The 23870-nt window shown below is 70.3% G+C and carries 18 protein-coding genes and 3 pseudogenes; 10 read left to right on the top strand and 11 right to left on the bottom strand.

Going from position 1 to position 23870, the window contains the following annotated elements; genetic code table 11:
- Positions 1-22 precede the first annotated feature (22 nt).
- Together ACIRS1_RS05860 and ACIRS1_RS05855 are read left to right on the top strand one after the other, a co-directional pair.
- On the top strand, positions 23-643 hold the full coding sequence (locus ACIRS1_RS05860) for a TOPRIM nucleotidyl transferase/hydrolase domain-containing protein (protein ID WP_402837135.1): 621 nt from the start codon (positions 23-25) through the stop codon (positions 641-643).
- Between the two features lie 274 nt (positions 644-917).
- On the top strand, positions 918-1295 hold the full coding sequence (locus tag ACIRS1_RS05855; RefSeq protein ID WP_402837133.1) for a peptidoglycan-binding protein: 378 nt from the start codon (positions 918-920) through the stop codon (positions 1293-1295).
- 297 nt (positions 1296-1592) lie between these two features.
- On the opposite strand, the pseudogene ACIRS1_RS05850 reads toward ACIRS1_RS05855, so the two are convergent.
- The 5 genes and pseudogenes from ACIRS1_RS05850 to ACIRS1_RS05830 all read right to left on the bottom strand — a co-directional run bounded on the left by ACIRS1_RS05850 (position 1593) and on the right by ACIRS1_RS05830 (position 7506).
- Positions 1593-2375: pseudogene (locus ACIRS1_RS05850) on the bottom strand (transposase).
- A 60-nt stretch (positions 2376-2435) separates the two neighbouring features.
- On the bottom strand, positions 2436-4100 hold the full coding sequence (locus ACIRS1_RS05845; RefSeq protein WP_402837131.1) for a carbamoyltransferase C-terminal domain-containing protein: 1665 nt from the start codon (positions 4098-4100) through the stop codon (positions 2436-2438).
- A 52-nt stretch (positions 4101-4152) separates the two neighbouring features.
- On the bottom strand, positions 4153-5424 hold the full coding sequence (locus tag ACIRS1_RS05840) for a glycosyltransferase (RefSeq protein WP_402837129.1): 1272 nt from the start codon (positions 5422-5424) through the stop codon (positions 4153-4155).
- A 19-nt stretch (positions 5425-5443) separates the two neighbouring features.
- The gene (locus ACIRS1_RS05835; protein ID WP_402837127.1) at positions 5444-6262 is read right to left on the bottom strand and encodes a 3-oxoacyl-ACP synthase III family protein; all 819 of its coding nucleotides are present in this window, start codon (positions 6260-6262) and stop codon (positions 5444-5446) included.
- A 173-nt stretch (positions 6263-6435) separates the two neighbouring features.
- The gene (locus ACIRS1_RS05830; RefSeq protein WP_402837125.1) at positions 6436-7506 is read right to left on the bottom strand and encodes a ketoacyl-ACP synthase III family protein; all 1071 of its coding nucleotides are present in this window, start codon (positions 7504-7506) and stop codon (positions 6436-6438) included.
- Positions 7507-8423: 917 nt separating this feature from the next.
- Between ACIRS1_RS05830 and ACIRS1_RS05825 the strand changes: the two genes are divergently transcribed.
- The 5 genes and pseudogenes from ACIRS1_RS05825 to ACIRS1_RS05805 all read left to right on the top strand — a co-directional run bounded on the left by ACIRS1_RS05825 (position 8424) and on the right by ACIRS1_RS05805 (position 12938).
- Positions 8424-8753, top strand: a complete 330-nt coding sequence (locus ACIRS1_RS05825) for a hypothetical protein (RefSeq protein ID WP_402837123.1) — start codon at positions 8424-8426, stop codon at positions 8751-8753.
- Entirely contained in the window at positions 8750-10162 is a 1413-nt protein-coding gene (locus ACIRS1_RS05820) for a peptidoglycan-binding protein (protein ID WP_402837121.1), read from the top strand. Before ACIRS1_RS05825 ends, ACIRS1_RS05820 begins: the two co-directional genes overlap by 4 nt.
- Positions 10159-10905 carry an ABC transporter ATP-binding protein gene (locus ACIRS1_RS05815; RefSeq protein ID WP_402837119.1) on the top strand — a complete coding sequence of 249 codons (747 nt, stop codon included), beginning with the start codon at positions 10159-10161 and terminating at the stop codon, positions 10903-10905. The genes ACIRS1_RS05820 and ACIRS1_RS05815 overlap by 4 nt, the downstream gene beginning before the upstream one ends.
- Complete coding sequence (locus tag ACIRS1_RS05810; RefSeq protein WP_402837117.1) at positions 10902-12152, top strand: ABC transporter permease; 1251 nt, start codon at positions 10902-10904, stop codon at positions 12150-12152. Before ACIRS1_RS05815 ends, ACIRS1_RS05810 begins: the two co-directional genes overlap by 4 nt.
- Before the next feature lie 153 nt (positions 12153-12305).
- Positions 12306-12938 (top strand): annotated as a pseudogene (locus ACIRS1_RS05805) (GNAT family N-acetyltransferase).
- A gap of 144 nt (positions 12939-13082) precedes the next feature.
- Here the strand turns inward: ACIRS1_RS05805 and ACIRS1_RS05800 are convergent.
- The 5 genes from ACIRS1_RS05800 to ACIRS1_RS05780 all read right to left on the bottom strand — a co-directional run bounded on the left by ACIRS1_RS05800 (position 13083) and on the right by ACIRS1_RS05780 (position 19002).
- The gene (locus ACIRS1_RS05800) at positions 13083-15077 is read right to left on the bottom strand and encodes a discoidin domain-containing protein (protein ID WP_402837115.1); all 1995 of its coding nucleotides are present in this window, start codon (positions 15075-15077) and stop codon (positions 13083-13085) included.
- Between the two features lie 278 nt (positions 15078-15355).
- The gene (locus ACIRS1_RS05795; RefSeq protein ID WP_402837113.1) at positions 15356-15826 is read right to left on the bottom strand and encodes a MarR family winged helix-turn-helix transcriptional regulator; all 471 of its coding nucleotides are present in this window, start codon (positions 15824-15826) and stop codon (positions 15356-15358) included.
- A complete protein-coding gene (locus tag ACIRS1_RS05790; RefSeq protein WP_402837111.1) occupies positions 15823-16299 on the bottom strand; it encodes an SRPBCC family protein in 477 nt (158 codons plus the stop codon). The genes ACIRS1_RS05795 and ACIRS1_RS05790 overlap by 4 nt, the downstream gene beginning before the upstream one ends.
- Positions 16300-16490: 191 nt before the next feature.
- Positions 16491-17903 carry an MFS transporter gene (locus ACIRS1_RS05785; protein ID WP_402837109.1) on the bottom strand — a complete coding sequence of 471 codons (1413 nt, stop codon included), beginning with the start codon at positions 17901-17903 and terminating at the stop codon, positions 16491-16493.
- 586 nt (positions 17904-18489) lie between these two features.
- Positions 18490-19002, bottom strand: coding sequence for a ricin-type beta-trefoil lectin domain protein (locus ACIRS1_RS05780; RefSeq protein WP_402837108.1), 513 nt, complete (start codon positions 19000-19002; stop codon positions 18490-18492).
- A 363-nt stretch (positions 19003-19365) separates the two neighbouring features.
- Here ACIRS1_RS05780 and ACIRS1_RS05775 point away from each other — a divergent pair, with 363 nt between their 5' ends.
- Positions 19366-19773 carry a hypothetical protein gene (locus ACIRS1_RS05775; RefSeq protein WP_402837106.1) on the top strand — a complete coding sequence of 136 codons (408 nt, stop codon included), beginning with the start codon at positions 19366-19368 and terminating at the stop codon, positions 19771-19773.
- On the opposite strand, the pseudogene ACIRS1_RS05770 reads toward ACIRS1_RS05775, so the two are convergent.
- A pseudogene (locus ACIRS1_RS05770) lies at positions 19770-21009 on the bottom strand (RNA-guided endonuclease InsQ/TnpB family protein). The gene ACIRS1_RS05775 and the pseudogene ACIRS1_RS05770 overlap by 4 nt on opposite strands.
- A gap of 199 nt (positions 21010-21208) precedes the next feature.
- Between ACIRS1_RS05770 and ACIRS1_RS05765 the strand changes: the two are divergent.
- Entirely contained in the window at positions 21209-21538 is a 330-nt protein-coding gene (locus ACIRS1_RS05765; RefSeq protein ID WP_402837104.1) for a hypothetical protein, read from the top strand.
- 297 nt (positions 21539-21835) lie between these two features.
- Positions 21836-23827 (top strand): ATP-binding protein, encoded by a 1992-nt coding sequence (locus tag ACIRS1_RS05760; protein WP_402837102.1) that lies wholly within the window; start codon positions 21836-21838, stop codon positions 23825-23827.
- Positions 23828-23870 lie beyond the last annotated feature (43 nt).

The following is a 23870-nucleotide window of genomic DNA, read 5'->3' as shown; positions in this document are numbered from 1 at the left end:
CGGTCAGCTGCAGAATCAGCCCATGGTGGACATGCAGGCGTTGCGGGACGCGGTGGCGGGCTGGGCGTCGGGCGGCCCCGGCGAACCCGCGCGGGAACTGGCCGGGCTGCTGGGGGTGCGGACCGTGGTGCTGCTGGAGGGCCCGAGCGACCTCGCGGCCGTCGAGGCGCTGGCCTCGCTCACCGGCCGGGACCTGCCCGCCGAGGGGGTGTGCGTCCAGCCGATGGGCGGGGCGATGAGCGTGGGCCGCTACGCCGCCCTGCTCGGCCCGTCCGGGCTGGGGCTGCGCCTGGTCGGCCTCTGCGACGAGGGCGAGCAGCGCTTCTACGACCGCGCCCTCGACCAGGCCGGCGCCGCAGGCGAGAAGGCGGTCTTCGTCTGCGCGGCGGACCTGGAGGACGAACTCATCCGCGCCCTGGGCGTGGCCGGCGTCGAGGAGGTCCTGCGCGCGGAGGGCGACCTCCCGGGCTGGCGGACCTTCGTGCGCCAGCCCGCACAGCGCGACCGCCCCCCGCAGGACCGGCTGCGCCGCTTCCTCGGCACGAAGAAGGGCCGCAAGATCCGCTACGGCGGCCTCCTCGCCGGCGCCCTCGCCCCCGACCGGGTGCCCGCCCCGCTCTCCGCGCTGCTCGCGAGCCTGTGAGCGCGCCGGGCCGGCCGGCACCGGCTGGCCGGAAACGGCGGGGCCGTCCGCCGTTTCCGGATAGCGCCCGACCGGCCGCCCGCGGTCCACTGGGATCGATCTCGCGGTGGCCACCCCACGGGCCATCGCGAGCAGCCTGCGCCGGGAACGGGGAACGGGTGACCGCTCCCTGGCCCCGCCGGGAAAACGGCAGGTGAGTGTCGGTGGGCCGTTGTATGGTGCGGACCCTGACGATCTTTCGTCTTCCCGACCGATCGACCTACGGGGGCCCTTCTTGAACCGCAACTCCACCGCGCGCCGCGGCGCGTTCCTGCTCGCCACGACCGGGCTCGTCACCGCCGGCCTGCTGGGCGGCACCGCCCAGGCGATACCCAACTCCGCATCGCTCTGGGTCGGTTACGGCAAGGCGAACACGTACGCCAGCGTCAAGTGCGTCCAGCAGACGTCCAACTCCCTGCACTACCAGACCGGGTACAAGGAGATCGCCGTGGACGGCCGGTTCGGCCCGGACACCTACGGCGCGGTCGTGGCCATCCAGAAGTGGGCCTCGCTGGAGCAGGACGGCGTCGTCGGCCCGCGGACCGGTGACGTCATGGTCGAGTCCACCAAGGACTCCTTCGGCTGCTACCGCTCCCTGCCGACCCTGCGCTGACCACAAGTCAGACAGGGCGATGTGGCCGGTGGCAGAGCGGCTCGGGACCGCCCCTGGCGCCCGCGGCACTACATCACCGCCATCGCACGCGGCCCGTGGCGTCTGCCGCCCGGATCCGCGCGGCAGACGCCACAAGAGAATGCCAGCGACAGCAGGCGACATGGCATATTAGTTCCCACATGACCGTGAGTGCGCCAGAGTTCCATTCGTCGGGAACTTTGAACCGGCTTCGGCTAAAGGCTGTCTCGTAACTCGGCTGGCAGGGTGAGGCAACGGGTGTGGCCATGGGGTCTGGCCTCAGCCGGCGAGGGCGAGGTTGTGCATGCGGGCGATGCCGCTGGCTGCCCAGTAGACGGCCAGGCCCTTGCGTCGGCAGTTGCGGAGGATCTTCCAGTTCTTCATGCGGGAGATGGCGTGTTCGACCCGTGCCCGCACCCTGAGGTGGGAGCGGTTGGCGTCCTTCTGCCAGTCGGACAGGTCCTGGCCGGGCTTGCGGCGATGCGGGATGAGCGTGCCGGTGCCGCGGTAGGCACCGTCGGCCAGCACGATCGCGTCGCCGCAGGCGGCGTCGACGCCGGAGTCGGCGAACGCCTGGCAGTCGTTGCGGTTGCCGCGCACGGGTCGGCCCACGGCCAGGACGACGCGGGTGTGCGCGTCGATGAGGATCTGCAGGTTCGCCGAGTGCTGGTAGTTCTTCGATGGGGCGGCCACACTGCGGTCGTGGGTCGGGACCAGGGTCCCGTCGACGATGACCACCTCGTCGGCAGTCGGGTGTCGGCGGGTCCGTGCCAGGGCCAGGAACGGGCTGTGCCGGTCGACGATCCGGTGGGCGGCCGCCGGCGAGACGCCGAACAGCGGCGCGAGCTGGCGCATCGTCAGGTTCGTCCGGTAGTACACCGCGACCAGCAACACGCGGTCCTCCAGGGATAGGGTTCACGGGCGGCCGGGCTTGGACGGATCCAGCACCCGCCCGCCGCGGTACTTCACCGCCTGGACCAGACGCCTGAACTGGGCCGGGCGCAGCCCGGTGAACACCTCGATGAGCTCACGACGCTCCGCCGACAGCAACTGCGCACCCAGACCAACGCCGCCCAGCCCACGGAGTTACGAGACAGCCTTTAGCGTGACGACACCTGTCGGTTAGTTCTTCGACTTCTTCTGCAGCAGCCGGTCTCCGAGGACCAGGAAGTCGAGGTCCATCGACCGAAATGCTGCCAGTGCATCATCGGCCAGATCGACAATCGGCTGGCCTCGATCGTTGAAAGAAGTATTCAGCAGCACCGGCGGCACGCCCTGGGCATCCAACGAGTCCAGGACACCGGCAACAAACGGCGCCTCGTCCCCGATGACCTGCGGGCGCGTTGTGCCGTCCACATGGACCACGCCTGGGGCGACCCGGTGTCCCTCCTCGGTGACTCGGGCAGCGCCCAGCATGTACCGACTCAGATTTTCCTGATACTCCCAGAGCTGTTCGGCATATTCGCGATGGGTCACCCCGGCAAAAGGCCGCCATTGCTCCCGGTTCTTGATCGAGTTGACGCGCGAATGAATTTCCTTGGTGTTCGGCACGGCAATGATCGATCGATGGCACAAGGCACGCGGGCCGATCTCTGCACGACCAACCGCGACAGCACCGACAGCGCCATCTATCAGGAGGGATGCAACCTTGTCCGCATCGGCCTGGTACGAGAGAAGTCCGGTGGTATCAAGAGCACGGTCACCGTGGCTGCCGACGGTTCCGTCAGTCACATCCCGGCCGAGGTAGGGGCTGAGCGGCTCCGTCTGTTCCTGCGGAGGACGCACCGTCCACGCAGCACCCAATGCCACGCCCGCATCGTGTGGCACTGGCGGTACATACAGCGGCCCGTCAAGAGTACCGTTGGTGCTGCAGTTGAGTGACACCCCACCACTCAGGCACAAACTGTCGATACCGGTGATCTGCCGCGTCATCTTCGCCAGGTGTCGCACAGCCTCCTCGATGGTTCGCTGCGCGGCATAAGCGACACGCACCGCTCTCGCATCCTGGGCGATCATGGCCTCCGGCAGAGTAGGCGCTGACCCTCCGGCGATGCGATTGTACTCGGCACGCCACAGCCGTGATACGGCGTCATACTCTTCCTTGATATCAGAAGCGGTTGCCCGATCCCGCTCGCCGGTCAGGGGGGCCACCGCGAGACGATATCCGTCCGCGTCAATGCTTACCAGCGGTTCGACATCTACTTCCGAAGCTCGACCGTACGCCGCGAGGCCCATGGTCTTACCAGCGTTGAGGAACGAAAATCCGAGCCACGTCGAAGCTGCATCATACGCGTAGCCCAAAGAAGCTGTGCGCCCCCAGGTACGCTCGCAACGCGGTTCTTCCCCGTTCCGGAAACGCCAGATAGAGGTGGACTCGTTCTCTCCGTTGCCGTCAACTACAAGGACACCAGCTTCGGAGAAGCCGGAGGCGTAGAAAGCGGAGGCTGCATGAGCCTGGTGGTGCGGAACGCGCACCACCTCTGGAAGGTGACTCCCAAGGGTGAGCCCCACAGCTTCCGCAAGGAATTCCCGATCGTTGGCAAATCTCCCAGGGTAAAGCTGTTCGCTGTCCCATCCCACAGCGACGACGCTGATGTCGTCAGCAGTCAGTCCAGCCTGCCTCAGGCAGGCTTCGGCGGCTCCCGACGGTGCGCGGTGCAGGGAATGACGATGCCGGTTCACGCGCTCCTCTTCACAGAAAGCAAATACGCGACCGTGTTCGTCGACGAGGCAAGCCGAAGTGTCGTGCCAGCCGGTGGGAGGTGCATTGAGGCCGAGGATCCACATGACTTCTCCTGGTGGTGATAGTAGTAAACGAAGTTGAACAGCGAGATACGGTCTAGACGAGGGTCTCCAGGTGGTCGGCGGCGGCGGAACGCCCGTCCTCGCTTGAGAGTGACTTTGCTAGCCGAAGGACTCGCGAGTGAGCTTCAGGGGTATTTACCTTCCTGATCGCTCGCAGTAGGTTATCGATGGCCAATTCACTGAGCGGAATCATTCGGCCCACCTTCAGCTGCTCCAGACGTCTTCCCCAGAAGGGTTGGTCGAAGGCGACGGGGCAGATAATTGTCGGTAGCCCCGAACGTATCGACACTTCGGTGGTTCCGGCACCACCGTGATGCACGGCAAACTGACAGCGCGGTAGTACCGCCTCATGATTAATTCTGCCTACGACTTGTATCCTGGCTGGATCTACCAGTGACTCCCAGGGGTCTTCGGTAGCGCTCCAGCCAGCGCCCACCAAAGCGCGTATTCCGAGTCTTTTGCTCACCTCATTAACTAGCCTCAGAAGAGCCGGAAGATCTTGGACGGGCATACTGCCGAATCCGAAGTACGCGGGCGGTTCGTCTGCATCAAGCCAACTCAGGAAGTTGGTGTTGTCTTCGGTTGTCGAGAGAAAGGTCTGTTGCTCTCGGGACGGTCGGATGAATCCGGCGAATGGGCGGTTATCCCCCCAGTGGTGAAGTCGTCCGACCAGCTGTTGGCTGTAGGCCTGAATATCAAGGGCGGACATTCGAGACACAATTTCGCTTGGACTGCCTGTAAATTCTGGGAGTCCTATTCTCCGCCGCACTTCTGCCATGTACCCGGATCCGAAACGCCTCTCGGTTTGGTCAGCCAGCCAGTGCGTGTACAGGTTGACTGGGGAAGGGTATCTGTATTGATGAAAGAGTGGGGATGGATAGCTCCGATTGGGCCGCACCGGGGAGTGGTGGACGCACGCCAATGGAATGTTTTGTGCTTCGGCCATGCATGCTGCTTCAAGTTCGGTGCTCAGGCCTGAGACGACAATGTCGGCTCCACGGACCTGCGAGGAAAGAACGGATATCAGGGAGTTGGCAGATGCTCTCTTGTATGCCAGCAGGCCTGCCATATATTCACGCCGATCAGTCGCGTGCGACAGCCAGCGCTGCCCCTCGCTGGATCGCAGGAAATCCTGCGCCGGCTGCCCCATCGGGAAAGTCGCTAGTCCCAGCGCCTCTCCGAAATCCGTCAGATCCGGTGGGGTAGAGAGCGAGACCTCGTGGCCGCGGGCGGCCAGTTCACTTCCGAGAAGTGCCATCGGCTGAATATCGCCGCGACTCCCCAGAACCGCCATGGCTATCTTCATGCTCTCACCGTTGCGCCCTCTAGAACCAGGTCAGAACTGCTGCTGTGGTCGTCGTTCCGCCTCCCACTGAGGCCAGCGGAATTCGCTCTCCCTGCTCGATGGGGCGGCGGCGATTTTCTTCTGCCAAAGTGAAAGGGATCGATGCTGCTCCGGTGCTCCCGAATGGCGGGGCGGAGAGTGGGATGCGGTTCATATTAATCCCACTTTCGGTTGCTAGAATTTCTATCATCCGAGTGCTTCCCTGATGAAGGAAGGCTCGGTCAATGTCGCCCGCGCTCCACGCCACTTCTCGTAGTACATCATCGACTGCCTGCGGAACGGCTGTTCTGGCGTACTCCTCTACTGCCCTGCCTTGCGGCCGGAATAGATGGCGCCCCTTCCCGCGGTGTCTGCCGTCCGCCGCTTCTCGGGTGCCGCCTACCCTGGCCCCGGCGAGTTCGTCGCCATCTGCATCGGCTTGGAGTTTGATCGTATGGATACCGTAGCCCTCGGTTACATTCGCCAGTAGCACTGCTCCGGCGGCGTCCCCGAACAGTGGCGCGATGCGTCGATCAGTGCGGTTGACAGCAGGGGAGTGCAGGTCGGTACCGATCACCAAGGCCGTGCTGTCCAGCTGCTTTCGGATCATGCAACGGGCCGCGTCGACTGCATGGAGGAAGCCTGAGCAGCCGACATTGACATCGAAAGCCGGCGTGCCTCTCATTCGAACGGCAGTGGCGGGCTGTGGCTGATCCGGGGTTGACGTCGCAAGAATCGTCAGGCCGATATTCATCCGCCCGTCAGTCGAATTTGCGAAAAGGTCCTCGACGGCATGGGCGGCCATCTGCGAGGTACTCATTCCCGGAGGGCAGTACCGCCTGGCGTTGATCCCTGTGCGCGAGGCTATCCATTCAGGGCTCGCTCCGGACCACTCGCTTATTTGATAATTGTCGATGACGGTGCTGGGAGCGTATCCCCCGGTGCCGATGATACCGACAGGCATCGCGACTCCCTAACGACGGGTTGTGGTGATCACGGGAAGCGAATTTTTGCGCGTGGATCGTGCCAGCTGGTCGCCCCGAGGGGATTGACCATGACCTCCACGACAGCGCACGTCCAGGTAAATCCGCCACCGATTCCGACGAGTAGTACCCGGGTGCCCGGAGCGAGGACACCTTTTTCTGCGAGATAGTTGAACCCTGCAAGCTGGTCGGCCGGGCCGAGATGCCCGGTTCTGCGGGAGAATTCCCACGCCGTTCTTCCCAGGTCTTCTTCACCCAACGGTTGCAGACATTGGCGGATGGTCATCTCTTCACCCAGGTGAGGGGTCACCAGGATGTCCATGTCTCGTATCGTTGCATCAGCCTCCCCCAGGGCCTGTCTCGCGGACTTCTGCAGACCCTGCTCGAGCAGTTTCCACACGTCATCCTTGTCTGCTTTGCCCATGAACTCCTGGCGACGGCGGTTCAGGTCGATTCGGTGATCCGCGGTGAACCGGTAAGGGCCGAAGGGCTCGTCGCCCCGGTGGATGGCCTCCAGGCCGGGCTCCGAGTAGGTGGCCATAGAGATGATTCGGGCGAATCCACCCTGTCGGGAGAGGGCCATGGCTGCGGCGCCGTCGCCGAACAGCACGCGATCGGAGCGCCAACGATCGAACGAGGGATCCGCCCATACGTCACCCGCGGTGCAGACGGCGACCGCAGCCTCGGGGTGGGCGGCGAGGTAGGCGGCGGCGAGCTCTACGGCTACGAGTCCACCGTTGGACCCGGAACGGACTTCTGCGGAGAAGCATCCGGGGGCGGCTATACCGTTCTGGATGTAAGACCCGGAGTTCCAGACGTCGATCCCGTTGTGAAATAGGACGGAGTGCAGCACGGCGCCGACCTCGGTCCGCCGATAGCCGCTGCGCTGCAGAGCCTGATTGCCTGCTTTGACCGCCATTCCTGGCGCAGTGTCCCCGGCACCGGCCACCGTGACGGACAAGTGGCCGCTGATACGAGCCGATCTCTCGTCGTAGGCCCCGCTTTCAAGCGCTTCTCTGACAGTCGTGACACCTGGAAGACATGCACCGGTGCCAGCGATATACAGGTCGTTCCACTTCATTGTCGTCGCTCCCTAGTAGTGAATAACTAGCCCTTCCTGAGGTTTTGATTCCACAGGGGGCCGAGAACCCGACTTGTGGGTTTCCGGATGCCTGGGGTGACGCACGCCAGGCGGGGAAATCAGACGCTGCGGCGGACGGCTTCCCCTTTCGGTCGCGGGTAGTGAGGAGTCCGGAACTCGGACTCTGCCAGGGGCGTGGCCGTCGGGCCTGGCGGCCGCAGAGACGTCACTGGTGCCGGTGGGCTCGAGTTTCTTGCTTCTCAGCTGCCTACGGACTGATGCTGTAAAGGGCTCACGAGATGATCACTCCCGGCTAAGATTGCTCTCTTCCCTGTCCAGGGTCCGCCTCGTGCAGGAGCAAGAGGGTCATCCATTCGGTTGACCGATCGGGCAGGGGCGGGCGCCTCATCGGACTGGCTCGCCCTCTGATCAGGGGAGGTGGTGGTGCGTCTGCGTGCCGGCCTGGACTCGCGGCCATGATCTCGGTGTCTCCCCATGCGCCGTGTAGCAGGCGGCGTCCGCCGATTGCCGCTCCGCTGTGTTCTCGGGCCGGGACCGCCCCCGGATCCCGGGTGAGGGCTCAGCCGCCGGACGGGCGGTAGGGAACGGATAAGGGGCGGGGAGACGCCGGCGAAACCTCCGGTTCGGTCCACTGGTGCAGGCGTGGCGGCAACGGGCCGCCGCCTGTGGAGAGGACCTGTCTCATGCGCACCAGTACCCAGTCGTCGCGTCGGGTGAGCCGCGGAACACGGATAGGCATCGCGTCGGCGGGCGTGCTGAGCGCGGCGTTCCTGATCACTGCGTGCGGGGCGGGAGGCGGTGGGAGCGCTTCGGGCGGGGCCTCGTCACCCGCCGCCCAGGGCGGGGGCTCCTCGGGGGGAACCGTCCAGGACGCTGCGGTCAAGTACGCGGGGTGCATGCGTCAGAACGGGATCAACATGCCCGACCCCAAGGCCGACGGAAGCATGCAGACCGGCCCGGGGCAGTTCGACAAGGCGGCGTTCCAGAAGGCCGCCGACGCGTGCAAGCAGTACCTGCCGGACCAGGGGTCCGCGGGCTCCGGGACACAGGCCCAGAACCAGGACCAGCAGCTCAAGCTCGCCCAGTGCCTGCGCGGCGAGGGGCTGAACGTGGCCGACCCGAAGCCCGGCGAGGCCCTGGGCCTGCCCGGGAACCTCGGTGACCCACAGACGGCCAAGGCCATGCAGAAGTGCGGCGCGGGCGCAGGGTCGGGAGCGGGTCGGTGAGTGGGGGGAGCGGGACGAGCGGGGGCTGGGACGGCGGGACGGTCGTGGTGCCGCAGGACCAGGGCGTGCACCCGGACGTGGCCACCTACCCGGACCAGGCCACTTGTCCGGACCAGGCCACCTGTCCGGACCAGGCCACCTGTCCGGACCAGGTGACCTGTCCGGCCGCGGGCGCCTACCCGGACGTGGGCCCGGTGGGGGCGGGCGCCGCGGACGAGGGCCCGGCGGACGGGGCCGATGCGCGGGAGGGTCGGAGTGGTCCCCGCTGGCGGTTGTGGGTGTGCGGGTTGGTGACGGTGGGCGTGCTGGGCGCGGGCGTCGGCGCGATGTGCACGGACTGGGGCGGGAACGCCGCACCGGTGGCTCCCCAGGCGAAGGTGCAGTCGCAGCCCGTGGTCCGGGGGGACCTGAAGGCCTCGGTGAACGTCGACGGGACGCTGGGGTTCGGGGCCCCGCGGCAGGTGTTCGCCGGTGTCGGCGGGGGCGGCGCGGACGCGGGCGGCGGGGCGGGCGGTTCGGGTTCGGGCTCCGGTTCGGGCTCGGGTGTGGTGACGTGGCTGCCGTCGGTCGGTCAACAGGTCGACCGGGGAAAGCAGTTGTACGCAGTCGACGGTGCGCCGGTCGTGCTCTTCTACGGCGGCACCCCGCTGTGGCGGACCCTGTCCGAGGGGGTGTCGGACGGTCCCGACGTGAAGGTGCTGAACGACAACCTGGTCCAGCTCGGGTACGGCCGCGGGTTGAACGCGAACGCGCACTTCTCCGCCGCCACCCGGGCGGCGGTCATCCGCTGGCAGAAGGACCTGAAGGTGCCGCAGACCGGCACGGTGTCCCCGGCCGCGGTGAAGGTGCAGGACGGAGCGGTGCGGGTGACGTCGCTCAAGGCCACGGTGGGTGGAGCCGCCTCCGGCGAGGTGCTGTCGGTGTCGGGCGCCGTGCGGCAGGTGACGGTGAAGATGCCGGTGGCCCAGCAGTCGCTGGCGGTTCAGGGCGCCAAGGTCACCATCACGCTTCCGGACGGCAGCACCGTGCCGGGCAGCGTGGCGGAGGTGGGGACCGTCGCATCCGTTCCGGACCCCGGCGGGGGCAAGGGAAGCGGTGGCGGCAGCGGTTCGGGCTCGGCCACCGTCGACGTGCAGGTGGCCCTGGACGATCCGAAGAAGGCGGCCGAGTTGGACGGGGCCCCGGTCAGCGTCGCGTTCAGCGGCGAGACTCGCAGCGGGGTGCTGTCCGTACCGGTCAACGCCCTGCTCGCGCTCCCCGCCGGCGGCTACGGCGTCGAGGTGGTCGAGGGCGGGGACGCGTCGCCCACCACCGTGCCGGTCACCACCGGCCTGTTCGCCGGCGGCCGGGTCGAGATCACCGGCGACGGTATCCACGAGGGCCAGAAGGTCCAGGTGCCCGGCACATGACGCACCCCACCCCCATCGTCGTGGACACCGGCACGGCCGCTCACCCGCCCGTCGGCCGACCGGAGGCCGTCGTCGACCTGGCGCAGGTCACCCGGTCATACCCGGGCGGGTTCACCGCACTGCAAGGAGTGAACCTCAGGATCCACGCCGGCGAACTGCTGGCGATCGTCGGCCCGTCGGGATCGGGCAAATCCACCATGCTGCACATCATGGGCACCCTGGACCGCCCCACCACCGGCCGTGTGGTCATCGCCGGCCACGACCTGGCCTCCTTGACGGACCGTCGGCTGTCGGCCTTGCGCGCCCGGCACATCGGCTTCGTCTTCCAGGCCTTCCACCTCGTCCCGGGCATGAGCGCCCGCGACAACGTCGCCGAAGGGCTGCTCTACAGCGGTCTCTCCCGCGCCCAGCGCCGCAGGCGCGCCCAGACCGCACTGGCGCGCGTGGGCCTGGCCGACCGCGCGGACCACCGGCCGCACCAGCTCTCCGGCGGCCAGAAACAACGCGTCGCCATCGCCCGCGCGCTGGCCGGCGAACCCGACCTGCTCCTGGCCGACGAACCCACCGGCGCGCTGGACTCCGCCACCGGACAGACCGTCCTCGCCCTGCTGCACGAGCTCAACCGCCAGGGCACGACCATCGCGGTGATCACCCACGACACGCAGATCGCCGACAGCCTGCCCCGGCAGGTCCGCATACGCGACGGACGTGTCGTCGCCGACACCAGGAACCCTTCAGCATGAGTCCGACCGCCGCCTCCCTTCCGCCCGCCACCGGCCGCACCGGCAAGACCGCCGCGAAGCCGCTGTCCGCCGCACGCCTGGGCCCGCGCGACGTCCTCCACACCGGCTCCGCCGGACTGCGCGGACGCCCCATGCGCGTCATCCTCTCCGCGCTGGGCATCGCGCTGGGCATCGCCACCATGATCGCCGTCGTCGGCATCTCCGCCTCCAGCAAGGCCCAGCTCCTGCAACAGCTCGACCGCCTGGGCACCAACATGCTCGTCGTCACCCCCGGGCAGGCGATGATCGCCGGCCAGGACACCCGCCTGCCCGTCGGATCCGCCGCCATGGTCGGCCGCATCGACGGCGTCGAACACGTCGGGGCCACCGCGGACCTGCCACAGCCGGTCCGCCGCAGCGACAGGATCCCGGCGACCGACACCGGCGGCATCGCGGTCAAGGCCGCCGACCAGGACCTGCTGGCTACCCTGCGCGGCACACTGCACGCCGGCACCTGGTTCAACCAGGCCACCGGCCGGTACCCCACCGTCGTCCTGGGCCAGGTGGCCGCCCAGCGCCTGGGTATCACCACCCCCGGCCGGCAGGTCTACATCGGCGACCGCTACTTCACCGTCATCGGCATCCTCGACCGGATGCCCCTGGCACCCGAGATCGAACGCTCGGCCCTGGTCGGCTGGGACGCGGCCGGGCAGCTCCTGGGCTTCGACGGTCACCCGACCGCCCTGTACGAACGCTCCACCGACGGCAGCGTCGAGAGCGTACGCGCCCTGCTGGCGCGCACCGCCAACCCGGAGAACCCGCAGAACGTCGGCGTCAGTAACCCCTCCTCCGCCCTGCAGGCCAAGGCCGCCACCGAGAGCGCCTTCAACAGCCTCCTGCTCGGCCTGGGCGGCGTGGCCCTGCTCGTCGGCGGCGTCGGCGTCGCCAACACCATGATCATCTCTGTGCTCGAACGCCGCCACGAGATCGGACTGCGCCGCTCCCTGGGGGCCACCAAGGGCCAGATCCGCATCCAGTTCGTCACCGAGTCACTGCTGCTCTCCGGCCTGGGCGGGATCGCGGGGATCGTCCTCGGGTCGGGGGCCACACTCCTGTACGCCACCGCCTCCCACACCCCGTGGACCGTCCCCCTCTGGGCCGTCACCGGCGGCTTCGCCTCCACCCTCGCCATCGGCAGCCTCGCCGGCCTCTACCCGGCCGTCCGCGCCGCACGCCTCTCCCCGACCCTCGCCCTCCACGCCACCTGACGGGACGCCACCCGGCCAGGCCGCGGCGCTGGTGGACGCAACCCCGCCCACCAGTGCCGCGGCAAGCCGGAAAGATCTCCTGCGGATGAGATCGTGTCGGACGTGGGCGAGACGGAACAGGGTGTGCACGAGGCTTCCGGCCTGCTGGGCAGGATGGAGCGGAACCTGGCCGAACGCGCCTGCCCCCTGCACCGCCGCAGGAAGAACGCGACCGCCACCGATGCGCCCGATCTCGTGGTCGCCGACGGCGGACTCGACGACGACACGTTCAACATCGTGGCGGCTGCGCGCTTCACCGACGCCACCGCTCCCGGCCGGGTAGCGGAGACGCTCCGGACGCTGACCGCGACGGGCCGGCCCTTCTCCTGGTGGGTCGGCCCCGCCACCACACCCCCGGACAACTCGCCGACTGCGCGGTGGTCCTGGCCGCGACCCGGGATCCGCCGGCCGCCACGGTCGGCCGCTTCTTCGCCGATGCGGCCGACGGAGCCCTGGCCCCCGACTGCCCGGCGCGCTACCTCGTCGGATACGTGGACGGACGAGCCGTCCGCTCGGCCGAGGTCTTCCTCTGCGCGGGTGTCACCGGGATCTACGACACCGCCACCCCCGCCTCCGACCGCCGCCGCGGATACGGCGGGGGCCGTCACCCTGGCAGCCCTGCACGCGGCCCACGACGCGGGCTACCGCACCGCCGTCCTGCAGGCGTCCCCGGACGGAGAACCCGTCTACCGCCGGCTCGGGTTCCAGGCCTGCGGCCAGTTCACCGAGTACGCAATCACTCCCTGACACCTCCGGCCGGGCCGGGCGGTGGACACCGCGGTCCACGATTCCGGCGGTGCTCCTCGGCCCGCCAAGTCCCGGACCCGGCGCACCGAAGTGTCCCGTGCCCGGGGTCCCGCCCCGGGCACGGGACACTCACTACGGCGGCGCCTACGCGCTGTAGACGCCGACCTCGTGCAGCGAGTACCCCCACTGGGTGCCGCGCTGCACCCCGTGGACGCGGACGTAGCGGGCCGGGACGCCGGCGAAGCGGGCGGTCTCCGGGCCGCCGCCCCCGGTGGTGGTGGACCAGGCCGTGCGCCAGGTGCCGCCGTCGGTGGATACCTCGATCCGGTAGGCCCGCCCGTAGGCGCGTTCCCAGTCCAGCGTGACCCGCCCGACCAGGGTGGTGGCGCCGAGGTCGACCTGGAGCCACTGGTCGTCGCTCCACTCGCTGGCCCAGCGGGTGCCGGTGTCGCCGTCCACGGCCCGGCCGGGCGCGTAGCTGACGAACGGGTTCCACCACTCGGTGGTGCTGGCCGCGGCCGGGTGGCCGGCGGCCAGGTTCACGGAGGACCGGTGCTGCTCCGAGGCCCCCCAGGTGGTGAGGTAGGACTCGGCGCCGCGGAACAGGTCGTCCAGCACGTCCTGGCCGCCGACCTGCCGGATGTCCTCCAGCCAGTCCGGGACGAGGCCGTAGTGCGCGGCGCCGTCGGTGTTGATGTCCCAGGTGCGCGAGCCGGCGGTCTGGCGGTCGATGAGGGAGCCGCCGTCCTGGCTGCGGAACGGGTAGCGCACCGGGTTGGCGGTGTCCGCCCCGCGCGGCCCGGGCCAGCCGCCGACGCCGTTCATGTCCGTGCCGTAGCCGTAGCCCACGTGGTACTTGTCGCGCAGCGCGTCGGTGCGCTTGGCCTCCGCGCTGAACGCCCCGGCGCCGTTCATGTACTGGGCGACGAAGCCGCCGAGCTTGTAGACCCGCTCGATCCAGTCGAGGTCCATCCAGCTGTGCGAGGAGATCACGCCCGGGTAGGACTCGGACTCCAGGATGGAGAACGAGCGGTCGGCCGCCTTGACGCTCATGTGGTCGACCTCGAGCATCATCTTGCGTTTCATCAGCCCGCGCACCGCGTACTCGCCGAGCTCGGTGAGCCCGCGGCTGTTGCACTGCGCGTCGCCGGCGTAGGAGGGCACCGCGACCCCGGCGGGGAGCTGCTGCTGCACCGCGGGCGTGGGGGCGAGCCCGATCGGGTTGTCGTGCTGCGGCCCGGCGCACTTCTCGGTCTTCCAGAAGGTGCCGGTGGAGAGGAACTGGCCGACGTTGATGGCCGTCCCGAGCGCGCCCTCGTCGAAGCGCACCCCGCACAGCGCGTTGTCGAACTTGTGGCAGAGGAACATGCTGCGCACGCCCAGCCCGTACAGCTCGTCCAGGCCGCGGTCGATGTCGGCCTTGCTGCACTGGGCGACGTCGAGGATCTGCTTGCAGCCGAAGGGCTCGGAGGTCTCCACGCCGAGGACGACGGCGAGTTTGCCCTGCTTGACGACCTCGCGGGCCTGCGCGCTGTCGGTGACGATGCGGAACCAGCCCTTGCCGGGCCCGCCGTACATCGAGTCGACGTAGGCCTGCAGGTCGTACGTCTTCTGCGCCTGGAGGCGGATGGAGGTCATCTCGTCGCAGCTGCGGTCCTTGAAGAAGTAGACCGAGCAGATGACCCCGTTGGTGACGAGGTCGTTGACCAGGACGCGCTGGCCGCCGCGCCAGGCCCGTTCGATCCACGCGTAGTAGTTCTGCTGGTGGGTGAGCGAGTCGTGGGCCGGCCAGTCCTTGAAGGTGGGCCAGCCGACCGGGTCGTGCTTGCCGTCGCCGCCCTTGGTGATGAGGTCGAAGATGGCGAGCGAGCCGTCGGGGTAGTGCTCGGGGCAGTCCTGCAGGGCGTCCGCGATGCCCGCTTCGGAGAAGGACTTGCCGCAGATGAGGCGGCCGCCGAACGCCTCGTTGGCCATGATGTGGTCGTGCGCGTCGACGAAGCCGCGGACCTTGCCCTGGTCGTCGGTGCCGCGGAAGGGCTCACCGGTGACGTTGATCCGGGAGTCGGGCGAGGGCCGTGCGGTCGGGTTCCACCAGCCGTTGTCGCCGGGTGCGGCGGGTGCCGGTGCGGCGAGCACCATGGCGGCCAGGGTCAGGAGGGCGGCCAGGAGCGCGGCTAATCCGCGCCTGCCGTGGGGGAGTCGGTGCAAGGGGTCACCACCCGTGTCCGAGGTGAGGGGGTGGCGCGGACGGGCACCGGGCACCGTCCGGGACGTGCGGACCGGCCCGTCCGGGCCGGATGTCATGAACCGCGCACTCGGTTGTGACGAGAATCGCCACTGTTGGACTGGTAGTCAATAGCCGTGCCCGGACTGGGCTCCCGGCCGGCCCCCGGTGCCCGGCCGGGAAGCGCGTGCGGCTACCGCGGCCCGCCCGGCCCGGCCAGGTGCCGCAGCAGCGAGGTCACCGTGCGTCCGTCCAGGCCGGCGGCCCGCCCGGCGGGGCCGAAGAACGCCGCGTCGACCTCCTCGACGGCGACGACGGCGGAGCGGGCCAGCTCCGTGCCGCGCGCCGTGATCCGCAGCCGGCGGGCCCGGGTGTCCTGCGGGTCGGTCTCCCGGTCCAGCAGCCCCTTCGCCTCCAGCTTGCGGACCAGCTGGGAGGTCATCTTCACGTCGGTGCCCGCCTGTCGGGCCAGCTCCTGCTGGTTGGGCACCTCGCCGCGCCCGTTGAGCCACCACGCGCAGGCCAGCAGCACGAACTGGGCGTGGGTCAGGTCGAACGGCGCCAGCGCGGCGGCGATCTCGCGCTGCCAGCGCAGCGTGGCGTGCCAGAGCCAGAAGCCCGGGCTGTCGGGCCCGCCGTCCGCGGTGGTCGGCGCCTCGCTCACCGGGTGCCGCCGTCCGTGGCGCCGACCGCGACGCCGTCCGCGCCGGCGCCGGGGGTGTGGGCGGCGGCGTGGGCGAGCAGGGCGGCCATCGCCTGCGGGAAGTCCTCGGTGATGGCGGGCCCCAGCTCCGGACCGACCCCGTCGGCCTGCGGGCCGGAGATCTCCAGCCGGTGCACCACCCGGGTGCCGCCCTCGCCCCTGGGGCTCAGCGTGTGGCTGAACCGTAGGACGACGCCCTCGAACTCCGTCTCGTCGGCGTAGCGGACGCCGTCCTGGATGTCGGTGATCACCGAGACGATCGGCTCCTGGCCGGTGGGCGTCATCGACACCTTGCCGCCGACCTCGAACGCCCCCAGCAGGGAGACCGACTCCATCGAGGTGTCCCAGCGGGCCCAGCCGTCGATGTCCTTCAGGACCGCCCAGACCGCCTGCGGCGTCGCGGTCGTCTCACCGGTGTACTCGTGGCTCCACATGGTCGTGCCCCTCTCGCCTGTTCCCGATTTGCTCTACGCGCAGACTATCTCCGCGACGACTGTCTTCGCAAGGGTATGGCCGAAAGCATCCGCCCCCGGTGCCCGTCCATCGTGGACGGACACCGGGGGCGGATCTCGGGGGCGGACGCCTGGGGCTCCTCGGATGAGGGCCGGGGGCCGGAGCGCGGGCGTCAGCGCACGGACTGCGCCACGCGCTGCGCCGGAACTCCGGCCGCCCGTGCACCAGCCGCCGCGGCCCCGGTGGCTCCGGCGGCAGCTGCGGCCGGAGCCGCGCCCAGGGCGGTGCCGCGGGTCTCCTCGGCCCACAGCACGCACACCAGCAGGCCCAGGGCCGTCGTCCCGGCCGCGATCAGCATGGTCGGGCCGGTGCCCAGCCCGGTCAGGGACAGCGGCAGCAGGTAGGTGCCGACGGCCGCGCCGATCCGGCTCACCGAGGTGGCGACGCCGACGGCGGTGGCCCGGATCTCGGTGGGGAACAGCTCGTTGGGGTAGGTCCAGTCGAGCACGTTCGGCCCGCCGCACAGGAAGGCGTAGGCGCACAGCGCGGTCAGCGCGACGGCGGCGGGGGCGGAGGGCCACACGCCCAGCAGGGCGAGCGGGACGGTCATCAGGGCGAACGACCAGATGATCACCGGCCGTCGGCCCCGGGTGTCGATCAGACGCAGCGCCGGGTAGCAGCCGAGCAGGAAGACCAGGCTGATCAGGCCGGTGCCCAGGGTGTCCATCACCGTGCCGCCCGGCATGCCGAACGAGGAGAGGATCTGCGGGCCGAAGGTGAGCATCGCGAAGAGCGGGCCGACCTGGCAGAGGAAGAACAGGCCGCAGAACAGGGTGCGGCGCCGGTAGGGCGGGGTCATCAGCAGGCGCAGCCCGCCGGGCCCGGAGGCCTGTGCGGGGTCGGGCATCAGCTCCCGGCCGTCCACCCGCACCCCGAGGTGCTTCTCGACCACGTGCACGGCGTCACCGACCCGCCCGTTGGCGGCCAGCCAGCGCGGGGACTCCGGCGAGCCGCGGCGGATCACCAGGAAGACGACGCACAGCACGGTGGAGCTGGCCAGCATCCAGCGCCAGCTGCCCGGGCCGGCCAGGCGCAGGAAGGCGTAGCCCGTCACGTAGGCGAGGACGGAGCCCGCGTACCAGGCGACGATCTGCTGACCGAGCAGCCGCCCGCGGTGCTTGGCCGGCAGCCACTCGGCGAGCAGCGAGGTCGCGATGGGGTAGTCGGCGGCCACGGCCATGCCGAGCACGAAGCGCAGCAGGGCGATCGCCCACACCGTGTCCACCCAGAAGGAGAGCACCGAGCAGACGACCATGACGAGCAGGTCGGCGGTGTACATCACCTCCCGGCCGATGCGGTCGGTCAGCACGCCGAAGAGCGCGCCGCCGACGAACATGCCGACCAGGGCGGCGGCGCCGATCAGGCTGACCTCGGCGGTGGAGAGGCCGAGCTCGGGGCGCATCCCGATGAGGGCGACGCCGACGATGCTCAGGATGTAGCCGTCGAGCAGCGGTCCACCGGAGCAGGCCAGGGCCAGCCTGCGGTGGAAGGCGGTATACGGGGCGTTGTCGATGGTGCTGGACATGGGTCTTGGGTCCTCCGGAGCGCACGGTGTGCTCCCGCACGGCGTGCGCCGGGTAGACGGCAGGGAACGGCACCGCCCGGCGGGTGGCGCCGTCGCCCGGTCACACCGGGCGACCGTCCACGGTTGCCCGGGTGGGGAGGGGGCGCCACCGGGCCGAAGGTCGGGCGGATTCGTGACCAAGGTCCCGAAGCGGACGGGCCCTGCGCCCGTGCCGCGACGGCCCCCGACCAGTCCTGCCGGGCCCGGGCCCGCATCGCCCCGCTGCGCGGATCCCGCAGGTGATCCTTCTCACCCCTGACCCCTTTTCGGCCTATTTGCCCACCGCCCGTGGGGGTTGGGCCCGTGTTCGCGAGCGCGGCTCGGAGGGGCGGGCGTGACGGCGCCTTCGCGCCCGGAGGGGCAGGAGCCAGCCGGAAGCCGGTGCGCAGGAAGTCGGCCCGGCCGACTTCCTGCGCACCAGCGGGGGAGGGGTCGCAGGACACGGCCTGGATCACGGATCGAACAGCGGCTGCTTCCCCGCGGTCGGCGGCCGGAACGGGCCGGCACCTGAACCGGTGCCAGGCCCTGCCGTGTTCCCGCAGCCGCCTCAGGAGGGGGTGATGTCCCACAGCTGGCGCGGGTTGTCGTCGCGGAAGCTCTTCACCACCGCGTTGCCGGTGGTGGTCGCCTCGATGACGTAGTTCTCGTCCAGCATCTCGCCGATGACGACCCTGTCGCCGACCCGGTTGAAGGCCCACTGCTGGGTCGGGACGTTCGGGTTGCACTTGACCACCGGGATCGGGTCGCCCGGGTTGGCCGGCGCCTGGAGGCAGCTGCCGTGCCTGCCCACGCTCTCGATCAGGTAGCCCCGGGGGGACGGGTGCAGGAGCCAGTCCTGGAAGGCCCCGCCGTTGGCCTCCCAGGTGACGGCGACGGGTCCGAACGTGCTGGCGTCCAGCGCTCCGTTCGTGTCCTCGTTGAAGAAGCGGACGTTCTCGGCCACCACCGGCCGACCCTGGACCGCGGCGCCCGCGGCCGAGGCGGCGGGGGCGGTCGCCAGCACACCGGCGGCGGCGACGGCTGCGGCGGTGACGGCGGCGGCCTGCTTGACACTGAGCAAGAGGATTCTCCTTCTGCGCTGTTCCCTCGGATCCGTGACTCGACGTCCGGTCATGGATCCGACGCAAACACCCGCCCCGGGCCCCGGCAAGACGGGTGACCCCTATGGATCCGTACACCGACCGGATGGCCCGGAACCGCCGCAACCGTCGGCGTGTCCCAGGGGCCGCGGCAGGTGTCCCTGCCGGGGCCGGCACGCCCCGATGCGAGGGGCCGGACGGCGGGGGAAGGCCCGGGGGAGCGGCCCCGCGCCCGGACCGGCCCCGGGTGGTGCACGGACGAGCCCGTCGCCGCCGAGCGGGACCGGCCGGGCGCCGGGGCGCCGGTGGCCCCGGCGGGGGCGTTGTCACAGGGGCCTGCCAGCATGCTGCCCATGCTCGCCACCTGTCCTGACCAGCGCCGTAACGACCCGTCGGACCCGCCCGGCCTACGGGGTGACTTCGAGGTGCACCTGACCGTGGGGCCGGGCGCCGCCGAGGAGCTGGCCGCGTGGGCCGCCGACCACGGCCTGAAGTTCACCCACATCCTGCTGGCCCGGGGCGCGGCGCCCTCCCAGCCGATGCTCACCCTGCGCGCCCGCGGCACCCTGGAGGAGACGGCCGCGGAGACCGCCCGCACCGCCGAGCGGCTGGCCCGGGCCGGCTTCGCCGTCCTGCGCACCAAGATCGAGGCCACGCCGTGGGCCGAGGGCGTCCCCGCCACGGACGGCGACGCCGCGGCGCACGGGCCGCACCGGTACTTCGAACACCACTTGACGTCCTCTCGGCCTTAGCGGGCTGAGATTCCTACCACGGTCGTTTGGCCGTCTCGGTGGGTTCCTGCTTCAACGCGCTGCGCCGGAACGGGGCCGGTCTTACCTGCGCTCTGCGAGGCGTTTAGCCTGTCCACCCGTCCGGCGGCCAGGATGTTACGTGCGGCGTTGACGTCGCGGTCGTGGGTAGTGCGACAGCGCTCGCAGGTCCAGTGCCGGATCGAGAGGGGCTTGGGGCCGTCCTTGATCCCGCAGGCCGAGCAGATCTGGGAGGTCGGCTCGAAGCGGCCGATGCGGCCGAAGTAGCGGCCGTTTTTGACGGCTTTGTACTCCAGCATCATGAGGAACTGTGACCATCCGGCGTCGTGCACGGACTTGGCGAGGTTGGTCCGGGCGAGGCCCGAGACGGCGAGGTCTTCCACGTACAGGGCTTGGTTGTCGCGTACGAGTCGCGTGGATTCCTTGTGGTGCCAATCCCGGCGTCGGTCGGCTACGCGGGCGTGCTGGCGCGCGACCTTCCTGCGGGCCTTAGCCCGGTTGTTGCTGCCTTTCGCGCACCGGCTCAGGGCCTGCTGCATCCGCTTGAGCTTGCGCTCGGCTTGACGCAGGAACTTCGGCGCGTCGATCTTCTTCCCGTCGGACAGGACGGCGAAGTGAGTGAGCCCGAGGTCGATCCCGGTCTCGGCGTCCAGATCACCTCCGAAGTCCAGGTCGGCGGTGGTATGCGGCGCGGTCTCCACGACGAAGCTGGCCCAGTACCGGTCCGCGGCGTCCTTGGTGACCGTGACCGAGGTCGGCGTGGCCGGAAGCGGCCTCGACCAGCGGACTTCGAGGTTGCCGATCTTCGCCACGTACAGAGGCCGTTGTCCCGCAGGCGGAAGCCGTTGACGGTGAGCCGGATCGACTGCCGGCTGTCCCGCTTGGACCTGAAGCGCGGCGGTGCGATCTTCGGCCCTTGCGCTTGCCGGTGACCGAGGAGAAGAAGTTCCGGTAGGAGGTGTGCAGGTCCCGCAGGGACTGCACCAACACCACCGATGACACCTCCGCCAGCCATGCCCGATCCTCAGTGCGCTTCGCCGCGGTGAGGACCTGTTTCTGCAGGTCGGTGTCCCTGATGTACGGAAGCCCCGCAGCGTGGGCTTCCTGACGCGCCCGAAGGCCGTCGTTGTACACCACGCGGGCACAACCGAACGCCCTTGCCAACGCCATGCGCTGACCAGACGTGGGATACACCCGATAGTTGTACCTGAGCTGCACGACCGCGATCGTATCGTCCGCTCCATGGCACCCGAAACTGACTACAGGCGAGCAAGGCCTTCGTTTCGATGGTGCACATTCATTTGCCCTTCGTGACCAAGCACCGGCGCGACGTGTTCAGCGATGAGATGCTGCACCGCTATCGATCTGCGATGACCGACAACCAGTCCGCGCCGTCCGCCAAGTGGGTGGAACTGGAGTGCGGACCCTGGCGTGGCGTTCGGCTTCCCCGCGCGCCCCCCGACGGCCCGCGTCCGTCGTCCTGCTGCGCGCCCGCTGGCTGGCGCCGCTGATCGGCGAACTGCGGCCGGTGCTGGCCGAGGAGGGCCTGGACGCCGTCCTGCGGCACACCTCCGAGCGGCACACGGGGACCGCCGACTCCCTGGTGATCGTCTGCGAACTGCTGGGCGGCGACCTCGAGTCCGCCCGAAGGGCCATCGCCGACCACCACGGCGGCGAGGACGACTGGCGCGTGCGCGGGCTCGCGGACGCCGCCGAGCGCTACGCCGCCCAGCGCGCCACCGGCTGACCCCTGCCCGGAACCGTCCTTGACGGTCCGTCAGTTCGAGCGGGGCCGGCACGCCGGCCGTGCCGGCCCCGCTCCCCGCAGGTCGCGGCCCCGCCCCGACGCCGGGCCCGGCTCCGGGGCCGCCCCGGCCCGGTGCTTCAATCCGGGCAGGTGCATGCCGATCAGGACGGCCGAAACCGCCCGCGCCGCCACGCACCCGCACCCCGTGCACGCGTCGGCCCCCGCCCGGCCGGACCGACGGGGACCCCGGGCGGACCAGCCCGGGCCGCACCAGGGGAGGGAGCCCGCGTGGCGTCCGTGGGAGAGAGACTGAGCAGGACCCGGGCCCAGGCCTTCATCGGCCGTGAGGAGGAACTCGGCCGCTTCACCCGCGCCCTGGCCGGGGACCCGCACGCACCCTTCGCGTTCTACGCCTTCGGCCCCGGCGGCATCGGCAAGTCCGCCCTGCTGCGCACCCTCGCCGACCGCGCCCGCACCGCGGGCCGCCCGCTCCTCGAACTCGACGGACGCTTCGTCAGCCGCGACCCGGCCGACTTCGAACACGCGGCCGCCGGCTTCCTCGACACCCCCGGCACCGTCCTCCTCGTCGACTCCTTCGAACACTGCCAGTGGCTGGAGACCTGGCTGTGGCAGCGCTTCCTGCCCCGCGCCGCCGACGACACCCTGGTCGTCCTCGCCGGCCGCCTCCCACCCCAGCCCCAGTGGACCGCCGACCCCGCCTGGGCCGGCCTGCTCGACGTCCGCGAACTGCAGCCCTTCTCCGACGACCAGGCCCGCAGCCTGCTCACCACCGCCCGGGTCCGGCCCGAACTGCGCGAACGCGTCCTCGGCTTCGCCGGCGGCAACCCGCTCGCCCTCTCCCTCGCCGCGGCCGCCGGCTCCACCGGCTGGAACCGGGAGGAGGTCTGGGCCCCCTCCGCCGACCTCCTGCGCACCCTGCTCACCGGCCTGATCGGCGAAGTCCCGACGGCCGCCCACCGCCGCGCCCTGGAAGTCGCCGCCCAGGCCCACGCCACCTCCGAGGAACTGCTCTCCGCCGTCCTGCCCGACGAGGACGCCCACCCCCTCTTCGGCTGGCTGCGCGACCTGCCCTTCATGGAATCCACCCCCCGCGGCCTGCACCCGCACGACGCCGCCCGCGAAACCCTCACCGCCGACCTGCGCTGGCGCGCCCCCAACGCCTTCGAGACGATCCGCCGACGCCTCGCCCAGGAATACCTGCGCCTGCTGCGCGAAGCCCCCGAGGAACGCGTCCGGACCGTCACCGACGAGCTGTTCTACCTCTTCCGCGAGAGCCCCGTCCTCGCCCGGCTGCGCACCTGGTCCCGCGAGGACGAGGTGCACGACTGCCCCCTGCGCCCCGAGGACACCGACGCCGTGCTGCGGATGGCCGAACGGACCGAGGGCCCCGCCTCCGCCGAACTGGCCCACTACTGGATGCGCCGCCAGCCGCAGGCCTTCAGCGTCTACCGCCGCGTCAGCACGGGCCAGGCCGTCGCGTTCACCGCCCGCCTCGTCCTGCCGGCCCCCGCCGACCCCCTCGACCTGGCCACCGACCCCGTCGTCGCGGCCGCCTGGGCCCACACCGAGGCCACCGCACCCGTCCGCCCCGGCGAACACATCGGCGTCAGCCGCTTCACCGTCTACCCCGAGCAGTACCAGGTCCCCTCGCGCGTCATCGACCTCAGCAGCTCCCGCGCCCAGGCCGAGGCCGCCCGGGCCCACGGCCGCGCCTACGGCTTCGCCGTCTGGCGCGACGCCGACACCTGGGCCGAACGCGTCAAGGGCACCCTGGAGGACACCGGGGCCCGGCCGCTCGTCGGCGAGCACACCTACGGCGTGTTCGGCGTCGACTGGCGCGAGGAGGGCGTCGAGGCCTGGCTCGGCCGCTTCCTCGACGCCACCGACACCCCCGCCCGGCCCGGCCCCTCCGCCCTCTCCCGCAGCGCCTTCGACCAGGCCGTGCGCGAGGCACTGGCCCACTGGCGCGACCCGTCCGCCTTCGCCGCCTGCGCCCTGACCCGCACCCGCCTGGCCGCCGACCTCGCCGACCCCGCCGAGGAACTGCGCGCCCTGCTGCGCCGGGCCGTCGACGACCTCGCCGCCGACCCGCGCGGCGTGCGCGCCCGCGAGGCCCTGACGGCGGGCCACTTCTCCGGCGCCCCGACCCAGGAGGCCGCCGCCCGCCGCCTCGGCCTCCCGTACGGCACCTACCGGCGCCACCTGCGCCAGGGGCTGGACCTGCTCTGCGAGGCCCTGTGGCGCCGGGAGCTGCACGGGACGCGGTGACGACGGGTCCGGCGGGTCCGGCGGGTCCGGCGCGGCCGCGGGG

The sequence above is a fragment of the Kitasatospora sp. NPDC101176 genome, assembly GCF_044768035.1.
In the GTDB taxonomy this organism is placed as follows: Bacteria; Actinomycetota; Actinomycetes; order Streptomycetales; family Streptomycetaceae; genus Kitasatospora.
Note: the sequence above shows the minus strand (reverse complement) of the source record. Positions and strands in the feature narration are given on the sequence as shown.